Source organism: Odoribacter sp. N15.MGS-14 (genome assembly GCF_000980245.1).
In the GTDB taxonomy this organism is placed as follows: Bacteria; Bacteroidota; Bacteroidia; order Bacteroidales; family Marinifilaceae; genus Odoribacter; species Odoribacter splanchnicus.
Genome location: NZ_LARE01000065.1, coordinates 1 through 17,908, shown reverse-complemented (window position 1 = coordinate 17,908; position 17,908 = coordinate 1). Strand labels below are relative to the sequence as shown.

At 42.4% G+C, this 17,908-nt stretch carries 11 protein-coding genes; all 11 read left to right on the top strand.

Annotation, left to right across the window (positions count from 1 at the left end):
• Positions 1-545: hypothetical protein (locus tag WS34_RS12060; RefSeq protein WP_286693752.1), on the top strand; the 545-nt coding region annotated here is incomplete at its 5' end.
• Between the two features lie 399 nt (positions 546-944).
• Positions 945-1,514, top strand: coding sequence for an RNA polymerase sigma factor (locus WS34_RS12050; RefSeq protein WP_022160083.1), 570 nt, complete (start codon positions 945-947; stop codon positions 1,512-1,514).
• 96 nt (positions 1,515-1,610) lie between these two features.
• Positions 1,611-2,765, top strand: a complete 1,155-nt coding sequence (locus WS34_RS12045) for a FecR family protein (protein WP_286693751.1) — start codon at positions 1,611-1,613, stop codon at positions 2,763-2,765.
• Between the two features lie 84 nt (positions 2,766-2,849).
• Complete coding sequence (locus WS34_RS12040; protein ID WP_046405084.1) at positions 2,850-6,380, top strand: SusC/RagA family TonB-linked outer membrane protein; 3,531 nt, start codon at positions 2,850-2,852, stop codon at positions 6,378-6,380.
• A gap of 12 nt (positions 6,381-6,392) precedes the next feature.
• Positions 6,393-7,949, top strand: a complete 1,557-nt coding sequence (locus WS34_RS12035) for a RagB/SusD family nutrient uptake outer membrane protein (protein WP_046402880.1) — start codon at positions 6,393-6,395, stop codon at positions 7,947-7,949.
• Positions 7,950-8,369: 420 nt separating this feature from the next.
• Positions 8,370-8,930 carry an RNA polymerase sigma-70 factor gene (locus tag WS34_RS12030; RefSeq protein WP_022160079.1) on the top strand — a complete coding sequence of 187 codons (561 nt, stop codon included), beginning with the start codon at positions 8,370-8,372 and terminating at the stop codon, positions 8,928-8,930.
• 52 nt (positions 8,931-8,982) lie between these two features.
• The gene (locus tag WS34_RS12025) at positions 8,983-10,161 is read left to right on the top strand and encodes a FecR family protein (protein ID WP_286693750.1); all 1,179 of its coding nucleotides are present in this window, start codon (positions 8,983-8,985) and stop codon (positions 10,159-10,161) included.
• 75 nt (positions 10,162-10,236) lie between these two features.
• A complete protein-coding gene (locus WS34_RS12020; RefSeq protein WP_286693749.1) occupies positions 10,237-13,569 on the top strand; it encodes a SusC/RagA family TonB-linked outer membrane protein in 3,333 nt (1,110 codons plus the stop codon).
• A 31-nt stretch (positions 13,570-13,600) separates the two neighbouring features.
• Entirely contained in the window at positions 13,601-15,019 is a 1,419-nt protein-coding gene (locus WS34_RS12015) for a RagB/SusD family nutrient uptake outer membrane protein (protein WP_286693748.1), read from the top strand.
• A gap of 8 nt (positions 15,020-15,027) precedes the next feature.
• Entirely contained in the window at positions 15,028-15,795 is a 768-nt protein-coding gene (locus WS34_RS12010) for a DUF4843 domain-containing protein (protein ID WP_022160076.1), read from the top strand.
• 13 nt (positions 15,796-15,808) lie between these two features.
• Complete coding sequence (locus WS34_RS12005) at positions 15,809-17,428, top strand: PKD-like family lipoprotein (protein WP_046405081.1); 1,620 nt, start codon at positions 15,809-15,811, stop codon at positions 17,426-17,428.
• Positions 17,429-17,908 lie beyond the last annotated feature (480 nt).

Below are 17,908 nucleotides of genomic sequence, written 5' to 3'. Positions count from 1 at the left end.
TGAATCTGCTGATGGGGGCTTCCGATAAAAGAACGGGAAAGGTGGCGGGCGAATTGTTTGCCGCTTTGGATGACGATGAAAAAGTGTCTGAAAAGTATGCTTTCCTGTTTCAGAATCTATCTCTGAATACTGTCGGTTCGGATATTTACGCTTATTTTCTGGCCAACCGTCCGCGTTATGAGAAGGCGATGGGCGAAAAGACGGTGTATAACCTGCTGGTGCGTTGCAATACGGAATACCTGCGCTGGTCTTCTTTTGAAAAACAGGATTTGACACCCGGGGAACGGGCTACCATTCAAAAGAATCTGGATGCAGCCGGGATGACGGAATTGTATCCGTTCTGGAATGTGGTACAGGCTTGCCGTGCGGGTGATTTCAACCGATTGATAAAAGCCTGCCGGCAGAATTTCCCGAAGATGGACAGACATCTGGCTTTCTCTTATTATTCCATGTTCCTCGCCAACATGAGGAAGGACGGTACGCCAGCCCAGCAAAAGGCTTGTGACAAAATTCTGGAAGAGTTGAAGAATCGGCCGATAGAGTAATATTTTATGTGATACTTGGTGTAAAAGCTTTCCGGTTCCTGTCATCGGGGAAATCGGAAGGCTTTTTTGCCTCGAAGTATACCGGCTGGTTTCTTGGCGGGCCTGAATTTACCGCGTTTGACGGGCAGATGAGCTCGTTGATAGTAGTATAGTGGCGAATGTTGCCTTACATGCCTCGGGTATTTCCTGTACTTGAACGAAAAGGTTACTGTCAGTCTCTGCTCCAATCCATTCTCGTTCATCTGTCTGTATAAGATTTTTTGTCCGATAAAATCGGGGAATGGGCTATAATTGCTATATTTGTATAATATAAGATGCGGTTCGGCAAAATCAATCCAACCAGTTTGTTGTTTTTGCTCTCGCCTTTCACTATATTTGTCCATCATAGATGTTTTCGATATGGCGGAAGAACCGGAGAATTTCTTATACGGTATCAATACCAAGCAGGAAAAGGCATGGCAATATTTATATGCGGAGTATTATTCTCCGCTTTGTTGTTATGCTTTGAAAATTCTGAAAGACAGGGAATATGCTATGGATGTGGTGCAGGGGATCATTGTCCGGTTGTGGGAAGCGGATACTTATTTCGAAGATATGCCTTCTTTCCGCGGATACCTTTATCGGGCGGTATATCATAATTGTCTGAAAGTTTTACGTGACCGCAATATAAAAGAACTGTGTTTGACCCAATGCGGGCAGGAAGAGGAGAGCGCCGGAGATTTCGGGGCGGTGATCGAGGAAGAGGTCGTCCGTAAATTGCGGGGCGTGATTGCCCGGATGCCGGAGAAACGACGGGAGGTGATGCTGCTTTGTTTAGAAGAAAAAACGGTGGAAGAAATCGGTGAAATTCTGGGAATCAGTGTCAATACGGTCAAAAAACATAAAAAAGAAGCTTATCAGTATATCCGGAAAATTCTGTCACCCGACATTTTCATTTTATTCTGTCTTTTATTCCACCCCAAAGATTGACTTTTTAAATAAATTTATCCGATTTTCGAAAAAAATTCAGTTAATAAAGGTACCCGTTTTGTCTTTTTGTGGATTATTTATATAAATAATCGTTATATGAACAAAGATGACGAAATAAGGGAAGAACTTTCTGATTTATGGTGTAAAGAAATTACCGGACAATTGAAGGGAAGTGAGAAAATCCGTCTTCAAAACTTAATAGAAGAACGGGAATTTCCTTTTCCGGATCGCAAACGTTGGTTAGCACGTTTACGTCAGAAAGAGGAGTTCGATTCTGCAATAGCGTATCGTAAATTCCTGCAATACAAAAACAGGAAAAGGTGGTGGAGGTTTGGGCGTATCGGTCTTACCGCAGCGGCAGCCGTTTTGTTGTTTGTGGGGATTGGACTGGTTTGGAGTCATCGGGAACAGCTACGGTCTGTCCCCCCGCTGACGGTAAAAAATGAAGTGGTGGAACCCGGCAGGAGCAAGGCGATGATTACGCTGGCAAACGGAGAGAAAATAGTTTTAGGAGATAAAAAACAGCAACTGATCGGAGAAGACGGAACGCTCCTGAATTTGGATTCTGCCGTCGTGGAATATAAAGGAAAACAAAAGACACCAGCATTGGTATACAATACCATTGATATTCCGATAGGAGGGGAATATCAGTTGGTTTTAGCGGATGGAACTAAAGTTTGGCTCAATGCCGATTCAAAACTAAGGTTCCCGGTTAGTTTTACCGCAGAACGGCGGGAGGTTTATTTAGAAGGAGAGGCCTACTTTGAGGTGGCGAAAGATAGCGAACATCCTTTTATCGTACACATTTCCAGGGGAGCGATTGAGGTGTTGGGTACGGGGTTTAACGTTCGGGATTACCGGGAAGAACAAAAAACCGTTACAACATTGGTGCAGGGAAAGGTGGTGTACCGACCGGAGAGACAACCGGGTCGGGAAATCATGTTGGAACCTGGTTTTCAGATAAAGGATGAAGAAGGAGGAAGTCTTCAGCCCCGGAAAGTAGATGTTATTTTATATACCGGCTGGAAAGACGGAAAATATGTTTTTGAAAATGCAACACTGGAAGAAATCATGCAAGTATTGTCCAGGTGGTATGATATTGCCGTTTTTTATAAATGCGAAGAAGTCAAAAAATTACATTTTACAGGTGATCTGGAACGTTATAAGACAATCAACGATTTTCTGGAATTTATGGAAATCGGTGGAAATGTCCGGTTTAGCATAAAAGGCAAGACTGTTTTGATAGAATAAAAAATAAAGGAGCGGATGTCAGCGCCAACCTTCATCCGCATCCGAGCAGTTAATTTCAGTATTCACTAAAACTAAAACAAAGTTATGAAAAAAAACGAAGTGTATGGGCGTAGTGTACCCATTAATTTTAATCCTTTATTCCGGGTTATGAAATTATGCCTTTTGTTTACTGTGATGTTGAATCTTTCGGTAGTTGCTGCAACAAATGCACAATTGAAAAAGGTTTCCCTGATCATGGAGAACGCAGAGTTGCGTCAGGTATTTAAAAAAATAAAACAACAAACCGGTGTCCGTTTTTTTTATAATGAGGAGAAATTGAAAAATATCGGGAACCGCCGGATCGAAATTCATGATCTGGAATTAGAGAAGGCATTGGATGAGATATTGGAGGGGACGGAACTTACTTACACTTTCCTGCGGGATGTTGTGGTAATCAAAGACAGGGAAAACAGTCGGGAGGTGCTGGAAACTCTGATGCAACAGAAAAGGCTGATCCGGGGAATTGTCAAAGATGAAAAAGGAATTACCCTTCCCGGAGTTTCTGTTATAGTGAAAGGTACCCAGACAGGTGTTGCGACCGATATCAATGGTCGGTTTGAGATCAAAGTGGACGATGAGCCCAACCTGATTTTGCAATTTTCTTTTGTGGGCATGAAAACGAAGGAAATAAAAATCGGAAACAATCAGGAATTGAAAGTGGTCTTGGAAAGCGCTGCCGAAAGTCTCGATGAGGTGATTGTTACAGGTTACCAAACTATCTCGAAAGAACGGACTACCGGTTCGTTCGGAGTGATAACTCCCCGGAATATCGAGACAAAATTACAGTCGAATCTGAGTTCTGTCCTGGAAGGACAGGCCACTGGAGTTGTACTGGATAAAGACGGTAAAATAGAAATCCGTGGTGTGTCAACTTTCAATGCGGAAAACGAGCCTTTGGTGGTGTTGGACGGTTATCCTATCGAGGGGGGGCTCGAATCGATTAATCCTGAGAATATTGAGAATATTACAGTGCTGAAAGATGGGGTCGCTGCCTCTATCTATGGGTCCAGAGCTGCTAATGGTGTGATTGTAGTAACGACTACCCGTGGGGCTGCCGATCGTTTTAACGTATCTTATAAAGGAATTGTAAGTACGATTTTAAAGCCTCAATTATCTAAATTGAACCGGGCGTCGACTTCGGATTATATCGATGCGGAATTAGATTTGTATTACCAGAATCCGAACCGTCCCAGTACGCAATCCGTTAGCAATATGAGTAAAGTGACCTGGCTGATGATGCAGGCACGGGAAGGAAATATGACTGAGGCAGAAGCTTTGGCTGAAATCGATAAATTGCGGAATATAAACGGTTTGAAGCAGGCGGAGAAATACTTTTACCGCAATCAGCTCAGCCATCAGCATAATATAGCCATCAATGGCGGTACGGAGAAAAACCGGTTTAATGCAGCTGTCAATTATATGTATAATCGGGGAAATATGATTCATTCCGACAATTCCCGTCTGATTTTCGATTTGAAGAACGACTGGAAACCGTCCAAATACATTTCGTTGGGATTAATGGCTAATGTCGTATATACTAAAGATGAACATCCGGTAAGAGGTTGGAGCGATTTGTTGGGTTATACCAATACTTCGTTGATACAGCCTTATGATAATCTGGTCGATCCGGAGACGGGCAAACCGACGACGGTATTTTCGACCAGTACTTATAAAATTGCCAATTATGAGAAAATCGCTAATATGAAGGACTGGAGCTATAATCCGATTGAGGATGTGGGTAAGGAGACGACCGATACGGAAGATATTCAGACTCGTTTGGGAGGAACCTTAAAGATATATATTATCGATGGATTGAATATCGAGACCGGAGGGATTTGGACCAGAGGAAATAAAGTGGAGAAAACGACTTATGACCGGGATGCTTATCGTATCAGGATTCAATACAATGATGCAACCTCCAAGACAAACAACGCCAGTCATTATTTTCCGGACGGAGCAATGATCGATGAATGGCGTAACATCAATGAAAGCTGGACACTCCGGACTCAGATCAACTTTAACCGTTCGTTTCTGAATGACAGGCACCGGGTGACCTTCCTTGCCGGAAATGAAGTACGCAAAAGTACTTATAGCAATAATCAGTATGCGACCCGTTTGGGATATAATCCGACGGCAGGATCTTTCATTCCGGTAAATATAAAAGATTGGAATTCAGGTTTGAATAAGGCGGATATGTTGTTCGGCTCGACTACGGTTTATTCTTTAAAAACGGGGGCGTATAATTTGCGGGATAACCGTTTTGTTTCCTGGTATGGAAACGGTTCTTACGAATTCGACAGCCGTTATCTGGTTAGCGGAAGTGTACGGTTGGATTTGACCAATTTCTTCGGAACAGATTCGAAATACCGGTATAAACCGTTATGGTCGGTGGGAGCAACCTGGAAATTGGCTGAAGAGAAATTCTTCTCCGTCTCCTGGATCGATCGTTTAAATTTGCGGGCTTCTTACGGAATCAACGGAAATATTTCTTTAAGCGAAGGTCCGTACCTGATGCTTGCGGCAGGTTCTTATCAGGAAATGACCGGTGGAGTTTCTTATAGTATTGCTTCTCCTCCAAACAATCAATTGCGTTGGGAAAAGACAAAAACGACCAATATCGGTGCCGATATCGCTTTATTCGATAACCGTATAAATCTGACTTTCGATTATTATTTGAAGAACAGCTCCGATTTGTTGGCCAGAGATGCCATCGACCCGACGACCGGATTCAGCAGTCTGACAAAAAATGTCGGGGAAATGCAGAACAATGGTGTAGAATTTTCTGTTAATGCCGATATTATCAAAAAACAGGATTTCGTCTGGAATTCGGTTTTCAATTTCAGTTATAATAAAAATAAAGTTAAAACATATAATGTAACCCGGATGTATACCAGCCAATGGGCCAGTATGGCACCTATTTTAGCTGAAGGTTACCCTGCCGACGCTATGTTTGGATTTAAATATGCGGGTCTGAACGATAAAGGAGAAGCTTTGGGGTATTCGGCAAACGGAGAGAAAGACCGGCTCGCTAACTTGACTACCGATGATATTATATATTTGGGTACGGTACGTCCGAAATATGATTTGTCGTTTACCAATGCGTTCAAATATAAAAACGTTCAGCTTTCTTTTATGTTTATCGCCAAATTAGGGCATCAATACCGTAAAGACGGTTTCTATGGTATGAATTATCAGAATCGTCATGTTGCCGACCGTTGGCAAAAGCCGGGAGATGAAGCTACCAAAAAATATCCCCAACTCCGGAGTGGAAGTACGGAACATTGGTATTTCCCTTATACCGATTTCCTGACCGGAAACGCCAGTTATATGAAATTGAGGGATGTGACGCTTGCCTATACCTTCCCTAAACATTGGTTGTCTTCTGTAGGAGTAAACAATGTTCGGGCTTACTTCCAGGCACGCAATATTTGGACTGTGACGGCTAAGGGGACGGATATAGACCCGGAAACTGCTCAGGTGAATATGACAGGAGCATATAATAATTTTACGGAACAGGGATTCACGTCATTGCCATTGCGTCCTGAATTTTATTTTGGTTTATCATTTTCATTCTAAATATATATACTTATGAAAGCGAAATTATTGACTATTTCTTTAATGGTGGGCTTGTTTATGGGGTGTCATGATTTTTTGGATGTCAAGCCTGTCGGAAAATTGATTCCTACGGAAGTAGAAGAGTTTGAGAATATACTCAATAATACGTATACGGTAGATTGGTACTATATGGACAATAATAAAGGTACGCTTCTCGCTTCTTTGGGAGATAACCTGCAAATCAGTGAGAATAGTGCCAATTATAATTATACCGCAACTCATCCGAACATTAACCGCTACGCTGCCTATACGTTTAAATTGCCTTACGGTAATCCTGAAAAACCCGATTATTTTTGGGAATGGGGTACTTATCGTGCCGTCGGTTTGTTGAACAATGTGATTGACGGGGTAAATGACGTAAAGAATGAAAAGACGGCGAAATTGGCTGAGGAATTGTCGGCACAGGCCCGGGCTGCCCGGGCGTGGTCTTATCTGACAATGGCCATGATTTACGGACCTGTTTATGATCCTGCCGGAGCTAACGATACAAAAACGATTCCTTATCGTACCGCAGCTTCTCCTACAGAAGCTAATCCGGCATTATCCACAACGGCCGAGGTGTTCGGGCTGGCCAAAGCGGATATCGATTTCGCTCTGAAGAGTGTTCCCGATAATGTAAACCATCCTGCCCGTATGAATCGATGTGCAGTACAGACTTTGATGGCTTATTATTACATGTTTGCACGTGATTTCGGAAAAATGCTGGAATATGCAGATATGGCCTGGACATCGGCCTTAGCTCAGCAAGGTTCGGTGGATAATTTGATTTATAATTACAACGATTTCTACTATGAACCCGATCCGGAGGCCAGTCCTTCTCCGGGTACTGATGTGGAGGTATCATTGGATTTGAAGGGCCAGGACGATTATTTGGGACAGACCTATCACCGGGAAATGTTGTTCTATCGGGTTGCTCCTTCAGGAGGGATGGGAAGCAGTGGTTATCCTTCGGTAGAGTTTATCTCTCTTTTCGATAAAAATACGGATTTGAGATACCGGTTGTTTATGCTGAAGGATTTAGGATATGCGACGACTGTAGGGGATACGAAGTATGATGACGGGATTGTCTTACAATATTATCGGGATGTAAAAATAAAAATGACACAAGGATTCAGTTATCCTGAACTGTTGTTGATGAGAGCAGAAGCATACGCCCGGAACAGTCGGAAAACAGAAGCTTTGTCTGACCTGAATACCCTCAGGAAATACAGGTATGACAATACGCAGGGAAGTACGGACCTTCCCAATGGAGCTGCCCTGACTGAAGATCAGTTGTTGGAGGAAATCCTGAAAGAACGCCGCAGGGAATTACCGATTGCAACTTTCCAGCGTGTGCTCGATCTGAAACGTTTGGCATTGGATAATGGCAAGCCGTGGTGTAAAACCACTATCGAGCACAAAATCGGAACTCAGACTTATTCGGCTTCGATAAATTCCGAATATTACGTTCTCCCTATTCCGAATAACATTATAAAATATAATCCGCAGTGGGGATTGCCGTTGGATACCCGGCCCTATAATCCGAAATAGACCGGGGAAAGAAAAGATCGAAAGTGTTTTGATGAAACCAGGGGCTGTCTAAGAAATGAAGTGCCCTCAAAAAGTTGGACATAAAACTTTTGGGGGCATTTCACTTTTAGACAGTTCTTTTTTTATTGTTTTTCAACGGGATTGTGACGGATTATTTGATTTTTTGTGTCTCCACTTTCCTTTTTGTGTATTATAGTCTTCGATTTTTTATACATTATCCAGTTGTAAACAGAGAGGATTGGACAGGTTTCCATCCCCATATTCCCTCCGTCTATTTTTGGATGTAAGTTATCGGAGATGAAGCGTGGAATCCAATGAATAGAGGATGAAGATAAAAAGGAGAAGCTTGAAAAATTAAAGAAATTGGATAAATTTGTATTTATAAAATACAGAGAGTAGTGCATTTTAAATCATAATGGGGTGGAAGATAAAATTAAATATGAAAAACATTGGCTGAAACTGTTGGTAGAAGGAGATGAGAAGGCTTATAAACGTTTGTTTGATTTATATTATTCCTCATTGGTCATGTTTGCTGCAAAATATTTGAGAGATACCGATCTGGCAGAGGATTTGGTACAGGATGTCATTTATGATTTCTGGAAACAGAGGCAGCATCTTTCGGAACTTTCTTCTTTGAAATCCTGGTTGTATATATCAGTGAGAAACCGGTGTATCAATTATTTGGAACATGATAAGGTGAAGAAAAAATACTTACAATTAAACGGGGAAGCTGAAGCTGATTTTTTTCTATCGCAGATCATCGAAGAAGAGGTGTATCTGGCATTGAAACAGGCAATTGATATTTTACCCCCTAAAATCAGGACTATCTTTTATCTGATACTGGAGAGGAAAACCAATGCGGAGATCGCCTCTTTGTTGGGGATAACCGAAGAGGCTGTAAAGGCTTATAGAAAGAGAGGTATGAAGATGCTGCGGATACGGTTGAGTAATTTCTGGATATTAGCATTGTTAATTTTTTAAATTTTTGCCCACTTTTTAGTTTTTTCCTGTCTTTATACAAAAGGCAGAAAATATGGAATTAAAAAGTGAGAAAGCATTTCGGATTGCTGATTTGATTTTGCGTTATCAGGAGGAGACTATCTCAGAAGAGGAGATGGAAGAACTCAGGCTTTGGCTGAAGAAATCAACGGAACATCAGCAACAATTTGAAAATCTGAATGATCGTGACTATATCAGGCGGAAACGCGAACTGGATTTGTCTATAAATCCGGCTGCTGCGTATACTGCTTTTTCTGAAAGAATAGCAAGGGAACGTCCATGGTCTTACAGGAAGTTGCGTGGGTTAGCTGCTGTGGCAGCTGTATGTCTGATTGCAATAGGAATTTACTGGTGCTGGCTCCGGGAAGACAGGAACGGTACGCTTGTTCCTCAGGTATCGACATCTGTCATTCCTGCTGGTAGTAGTAAGGCTGTCCTTACCTTGGCCAACGGGGAACAGATTCATTTGTGCGGAGATACTGCCACTTCTATAAAGCAGCAGGACGGTTCTGTAGCTAAGGCTTCGTCTGCCTCTTTAGTGTATCAGAATATTCCGTCTTTGCCGGAAGAGCTATTGTATAATTCTTTGAGTATTCCCCGTAAGGGAGAATTTGTACTTGTACTGTCCGACGGAACGAAAATCTGGCTGAACTCGGAGAGTGAAGTGGAATATCCGATTGTTTTTCCCTCCGGGGAACGAAGGATACGTTTGCAGGGAGAGGCTTATTTTCAGGTGGCCTCTGATAAATCGTCCCCTTTTATTATAGAGATGGGAAAGGTGCAGGTACAGGTGTTGGGAACCTCTTTTAATCTCCGGGCTTATCAGGATGAAGAAATGATTCAGACCACCCTGGTGGAAGGGAGGGTATGCATGTTCACCGGCAAAAAACGGATATTGTTGTACCCGAATGAACAGGGGGCTATAGAGCTGAAGACTGGTAATTTAGTTAAAAAGCAAGTGGATGTACAGGCATATATCGGTTGGAAAAACGGGAGGTTTATATTCGAACGTCAGACTCTGGAAGATATTATGAGGACTTTGTCGCGCTGGTATGATGTGCAGGTGGTGTTTCAGTCGGAAAAAGCCCGGCATATTGAATTTACCGGTAATTTAAGACGTTATGATGATTTCGGACAGATCGTATCGATGCTGGCTCTGGCTTGTCCCGCAAAATTTAATGTTTCAGGAACTACTATTTATATCGCAGAATAAAAGACAGGTAGCCGATGTAGGGAATCGGCCGCCTGTCCGTTCTGGTATTTATTTACTTATAAGTCAAACAAAGTTATGAAAAAAACGAAAAACAGGAAATTTCCCGGTGTATTTCTCCCGGGACGAATGGTGCGGACGATGAAGCTGATGACTTTATTACTTGTGTTACAAACTTTTCAAGTGACTGCGAAAGGATATTCGCAGGAAAATATCACATTGAAAATGAAGAATGTGACCTTTGCAGAGGTCGTTAAAGAGATTGAACGCCAATCCAAAGTGACTTTCCTTTATAATCATGATTATGTACGTGAGCTGAATCGTTTGAATCCGGATTACTCGAATTTGAATCTTCAGGAAGTATTGGATCATATTTTGACAGGAACCAATTTGGAATACAAGTTGATCGATAATACGGTGGTCATTACTGCTAAACAGGGACAGGATCAGTTTGAGCAGGAGATACAGACCATAAAAGGAAAAGTTGTAGATGTACAGGGACATACCTTGCCCGGAGTGACTGTCGTTATCAAGGGTACGAATCTGGGGGTTGCTACGGATATGGATGGAAGATTTTCTATTCAGGTACCCCGTGGCAAGGCTGTCGTCCTGGTGTGTACCTTTGTTGGAATGCGTAAAAAGGAGGTGAATTATGTGGAAGGGAAAGAATTGACTATCGTCATGGAAGAGGAGGCTGCAGAGATGGACGAAGTGATTGTGACGGGGTATTTTCAGAAATCGAAAGAGAGTTTTACAGGTTCGGAGGTAACCATCAATACCGAGGAACTGAAAAAAGTCGGGGCTTTGAATATGATTCAGGCTTTGAATGCTTTCGATCCTTCTATCCGCTTGAACGAGAGCCTTACACAAGGGTCTAACCCCAATGTGATACCGGATATCACGATCCGGGGAGAGAATGGTTTTGACCTGAGGGCCAATGCAGACGATGCAACGACAAACCCCAATGCCCCGCTTTATATTCTGGATGGAGTGGAGGTTTCGGCAGAACGGATCTATGATATGGACCTGAACCGGGTGGAATCCACGACTATCCTGAAAGATGCCAGTGCAACGGCTTTATATGGGTCTCGGGGTGCCAACGGAGTGATTGTCATTACGACTATCCGTCCGAAAGCCGGACAAATCCGGATAAACCTGAATGCCAATTACAACGTTTCAATCCCGGATTTGAGGGATTATAATTTGATGAATGCTGCGGAAAAACTGGAATATGAACGCCGGGCCGGTGTATATACCGATCCTGTTTATTCAGAACAGGTACGACTGGAAGAACTTTATAATTCACGTTTGGAAGAGGTGAAAAGAGGGGTGGATACTTATTGGTTGTCCCAGCCTCTGACTACTTCGTTAAATCAGCGTTATTCGCTCAATTTTGAAGGAGGAGATCAATATTTCCGTTATGGCGTGGATTTACGATATGATACGGATAAAGGAGTCATGAAGAAATCCGGACGGGACCGGTTGGGGATTAACTTGACTTTCAATTACAATATCGGTTCCAGCTTTTTTATCCGGAATGACTTGTCGGTCGATAATGTGAAAGCGAAGAATTCTCCGTACAATGAATTCTCTTTGTATGCCAACCAGAATCCGTATGACCGGATTTATGACGAAAACGGAGAGTTTGTGGAAAAACTTTCTTCGGGTGACTGGAATCCGCTGGTTAGTGCCAATCTGCCCAAGCGTAATACCAGCACTTATACCTCTGTTCAGGATAATTTCAATATCGACTGGAGGATTATTCCGGCTTTGCGTTTACAGGGGCGTTTCAGTTATACCAGGCAGTTTGACCGGCGGGATTTGTTTAAATCTCCGGAATCACTGGATTACAGTACAGAAACGGATCCGAAAAAGAAGGGGAGTTATTATCTGGTAAATTCCCGGAGTGACCGGTTCGACGGTAATTTGACACTGGCTTATAATAAGACGATAGATAAACACATGCTGAATGTCGGGGTCGGAAGCAATATCATGCAATCGGAGACGGAAGGTGAGTCTTTTACCGGAGTCGGGTTTATCAATCCGGACATGATTTTTATCGGTGCAGCCAATGCTTTTCAGGAAAATACCAGTCCTCAGGGAACCTATGATGAATCGAGATTGGTAGGATTTTTTACCAATGTAAATTATGGGTACGGCAATCGTTACTTCCTGGACTTTTCTTTTCGTTCGGACGGTTCCAGTAAATTCGGACGTAATTCGCGTTTTGCTCCTTTCTGGTCATTGGGGGTAGCCTGGAACGTGCACAATGAGTCTTTTTGGCATGCTCATGAGAAAAACGCATTGAAGCTGAGGGCTTCGGTGGGAAGTACGGGGACAACTAATTTTTCATCTACCCAGGCGCTGACAACTTATTTGTATGATTTTAGCAGGGAATATAACGGAAATTTCGGAGTTAGTCTGGCCGGATACGGTAATTCGAGTTTGAAGTGGCAGACAACCCTTTCTTATAATGTGGGAGTGGATTTTACTTTCTTGCACGGCTTGGTGGTGTTTAACGGAGATTTTTACATTAAAAATACCCGTAGTCTGCTGTTGCCTGTAACTGTAGCTCCTTCGACGGGATTTATCGATTATGTGGAGAATATCGGGAAATTGAGAAATACGGGTGTGGAAGCCCGTTTGCGTTTCAACCTGATCCAGGATGCAGTCAAAGATCTGAGATGGAATGTCACCTTGTCCGCTTTCCATAACCGGAGTAAGATTACCCAATTATCCAATCAGTTGGAAACCATCAATCAATATGCCAACGATGACCGGGCAAACCAGGGAACGGTGGTATATCGTCAGTTCGAGGCGGGACGTTCACAGACGGCTTTGATGGTGGTGCGTTCCGGAGGAATCGATCCGGCTACCGGGAATGAAATTTATATTAAGCGTAACGGGGAAATGACTTTTGAATATAACCATAACGATAAGATCGAATGTGGGGATATGAAACCTAAAATCGAAGGAAATGTGAACACTAATCTGAACTGGAAAGGCTTCAATCTGTATATGCTGTTTAAATATCAGTACGGTGGAAAAATATATAATGCTACCCTGGCCTCGAAAGTGGAAGGGGCTAATCCGCTTAAGAATGCTGATAAACGGGTATTGTACGACCGTTGGAAAGAACCGGGGGATCATGCGAAATTCAGACGTATCGACGATACGAGTGCGCCCTATCAGACAACCCGCCTGGTATTTGATAACAATTTGCTGGCTTTGCAAAGTGTCTCCCTGTCATATGAGTTGCCTCGTAAGATTTCCCAGAAAATGTATATGGAAAGAGTGAAGCTGCTGTTGAGTTCTACCGATCTGTTCCGCTTGTCCTCGGTAAAACAGGAACGGGGGACGAGTTATCCCTTTGCACGTACTTTCAGTATCGGTTTGAATGTTACTTTTTAGTCGTTAACAGATAAAGATAGAACTTATGAAAATGAAAAATAGCATATGGAATTTAGTTTGGGTGTGTTTGTTATGCTCCTGTAATTCCTGGTTGGATATTAAATTGATAAACCAGAGCGAAGAATCGGAATTGTTCAGTACGGAACGCGGATTTACCGAAGCGTTGGCCGGGGTGTATTATGATATGTCGGCGGCGGGACTATATGGTCAGACCCTTTCATTCGGCATGCTGGATGTGATGTCGCGTACTTATGATTATTCCCGGGTGCCGAATGCCATGAAAATATTCAGGGATTATGATTATGAAGACAAGGATATGGAGGCTTATATCTATTCCATATGGTATGCTTTATATGCTAATATTGCAGCCATCAATAATATATTGGAGTGGAGTGATAAAAATGCTTCTGTCCTGTCGGATGCCCGGCGTAATCAGGTCCGGGGTGAGGCATTGGCATTAAGGGCAATGCATCATTTCGATATTTACCGTTTGTTTGCTCCCGATGTGAAGCTGGATAAGGATGCCCGGATTTTACCTTATCAGCTGAAGTTCGGAGTGGAGACACCTGCTGTATATACGACACAGGAATATCTGAATCTGGTGGTCGGGGATTTAGAAAACGCTTTGGAATGCCTGAAAGATGATCCCATTTGTTCGGTGGTACCCTATGAATTAGGAAACGGGGTGGATGAAAATAAAGATCAGGCTGACCAGTATGTTGCACGAATGAATTATTATGCTGCAAAGGCTTTATTGGCCCGGGTTTATCTGGATATGGGGGGAGAATATAAAAAAGAAGCCCGTCGTTTGGCTGAAGAGGTGATTGAAAGTAAAAAATTCGCCTTATTGGATTATGAGAAAAGTTTGAATGTGGATATGGCCGATAAAGATTTGCTTTTTTCTAGTGAGCATATCTTTTCATTACGGAACCAGGCTATAAAAACAGGTGCTGAAGCGATACATAAACGGGTGACTGGTTCGGACGGTAATTTACAGATGGCTGTAGGGTTTCAGAGTGGTATATATGAAGGGGATCTGGATGATTACCGTTTGAATTGGTACAGTGAAATTTATATTGTAAAATATACCTCTGATAATAGTAAACGTTTTTTTCCGAAAGTTCCGATAATCCGTTTGTCGGAAATGTACCTGATTGCTGCGGAGGGTTGGATGGAAGACGATCCGGGGCATGCTGCGGAATTACTGCAGACTTTCAAACAGGCCAGGACACAGAAAGAGGTGGTATCGCAGGAAGTAACCGAAGACGTGATCATGCGGGAAATACGCAAAGAGTTTATCGGGGAAGGAGTGATCTTTTTAACTTATAAGCGTTTGCATCACGATATCTGGGGAAATACTTCCGAAGATCAGGTGAAAGCTGATAATAATGTCTTTGTATTCCCGATCCCGGAAGATGAAATAGAGTATGGTAACAGAACACAAAATTGAATTGTCCAATGAAGAAAGTTATATATGTATTTTTATGGTTTTGCCTTTATTTACAAGGATGTGAGCAGAAGGTGGAATATCAGTATGATGATGTCAACCGGATATATTTCCAGTATGAGGTATTAAATAGCCTGGGCAACAAAGTAAGTCTGGATTCTGTCGTTTTTTCTTTTGGAAAACTTTCGGATGACGTTGTTGCAGATACGGCTAAAATAGTGGTACGTGTTTTAGGTAATACGTCGGAAGAACCACGTACTTACCGGGTAAAAGTACTTGAAAAAGGTAATTATTTAAATGGGGAGACCGATATGGTTGCCGATGAAGATTATGTATCTCTGGCTGAGGAGCAATTATTTGGTCCCGGCCGTTTTCAGGATACCCTCCGGATTGTTGTTTTCCGGAAAAATCTAAGTAAAAGCCTTCGGAATCCTGAAAGCAAGACGCTGATGCTTACACTTGTTGCCGGAGGAGATTTTCAGCTGGGTATTGAAGACGGGCGTGAGATGAAATTATCTGTCAATGACATTTTGTTTCCGCCAGCCTGGTGGACGGCCAATGAGGGGGAATTGGGATTTTATCATCCTAAAAAATGGCGTAAGCTGATTGAGCTGGATCCGATTTTTGCTATTGAAGATGCATTTGTGGGAACAGGGGTGGATATGACGAAGAAATCCCAGATATTGAGAGAATGGTTGAATAAAAATATCATTATTGATGATGAGACGGGTATGCGGATTATGATGGACGGACTTGTCGAGATTACGGACTTGAATTAAATAGGAGGCTATTATGAAAAAAATAATTACTTTTTTATACCTACTTATCCTGGCATATGCCTGTTATGATGATAAAGGAAATTACGATTATCGGGAAATCAACCAGATCAGCATACAGAATATCGATAGCCTGGTGCTTTGTGACCAGATGGATTTGTTGTCTATTCCCGTGACTTTGGAGGGAACGCAGTATTCGGATTCAAACCGGTTTACTTATATGTGGGAAGTCAACCAGAAGGTTGTGGCGACGACGAAAGATCTGAATGTATATGCTAATTTCCCGTTGGGGATTAATACAGCACGTTTTGTGGTAACCGATAAGGAATTGGGGACGAAGGCCTTTAAAAATTTCAGAATCAATGTGTCCAGTTCTACGGCAGGTGACGGTATCCTTGTTTTAAGCAAGTATCAGGGACATGCAGAATTATCCTTTAAGCGTCTGGACAGAGAGGGGAGTACTTTTACTCCGAATTATTATGAAGCATTGACCGGTAACCGTTTGGGAACGAATCCACGCAAGATTCACCGGTGTTATATTCCTGAAGCGGCTAATGTCAATTCGGGATTGAAAATAGAGACGGATCAGCGGTTGAAGTGTCTGAGTGAGGAGACCTTAGTTGAGATCGGGGAAAACAAGTATCTGGATCATAACTTTTTTATCTCACGTGCCATGACTTTGCCGCCGGATATAACGGAGTTTGATGTGAAAGCCTGCTGGCATTTGACGACGTCTGCAACTACAACGAGTTTGGGAGGATATATTTTCGTGATTGCCAATGATGAGCTTTGGCATGATCAACGGATGGCTATGCCTGCGTACAACGTGGATTTGAATATGACATTTATGCAAAAAGCAAGCCCCTGGCATGGGCAATTGTCTCCGGTTATGTTTCTGGCATCTTTGACCGGGAGTGGTACACAAAACTACAGTTCTCCGGAATTGTTATATTTGTTTGATGAAAGTGAAGGACAGTTTATATATGCCAATGTAAACAGTTCTGCAGCTAATAGGGCTTGTTCTGAATTGGGGATTTATGCCGGCTATTCACTTTTGTACGGGACACATACTGCTTCTCCGAATCAGGCTGTCGCTGTTTTGGGAAACGGTTCCGTTTACCGGATGTTATACCTGAAACTTCCGTCGAAGACAAGCGAAACCGCTGCCGTCCCTTTTACCGTACTGGCTGATGTAATTGTGCCTGGTGAGGTGATAAATTCCGGAACCTCTTATTATCCGATGAAGAATGAGAGTTATATGTTTTTTGCAACGGATAACGGCCTGTATCGTTATAATCTGAGAGATCTGGAAAATGGCAATGCTCCGGGAAGTCAGAATAGGATCATGACATTGACCGATTTCGGTTACAATGCTGATGATAAAATCACCTGTATGACGGTATCCAGGACGGAACAGGAAATATTGTTAGGGATTTCCCGCTATGGTGAAGATACCGAAGGAATGGGCGAGGAACTGAAAGGAGACGTGCTGGTCCTGGATCTGAAAACCATGAATATGATCCGGAAGTATGAAGGAGTGGCAGGTTATCCGGTTGACCTTATGGTGAAATACCAAAAATTTCTCAGAGATGGGAAAGAGAATGGGGTGGATGTGTCGGATGTATTGTATTTTTGAAATATCCGGATAACAGGAATAGGTAGTTATATTGGAAAGAGTGTATCAAAAAACGATTTTTGAATACACTCTTTTGTTTTTATGGTATTCTAAATGGAATCTTACAAACAGACGTTGAATAATATTGTTGTAAATTAGTAACTTGTCCAAAGTGATTCATTTTTTTTGAAAAAAAGTGTATAAAAAATTTGGAACTGGGGTATTAATTGTTCTATCTTTGCAGCCGCAATCAGGAACCGATGTATTGAATAAACGGAGGAGGTGAGAGGATATGATGTGTTGGCTTACAGGTTTTTATGTTGTGCAGAGTTCTTCAGGATATTGCCCTGGTCAGGTTCTGAAAAAAAACTTCAAAAATTTCTTTTGAAAAGTTTGGAAGTAATGAAAAAGTCCTTACCTTTGCAGCCGCTTTCCGAAACGAAGCGGACGTTCTGAAACATTTTGACTGATGTGTTTTTCATCTTTTGCGGATGAAGCCTG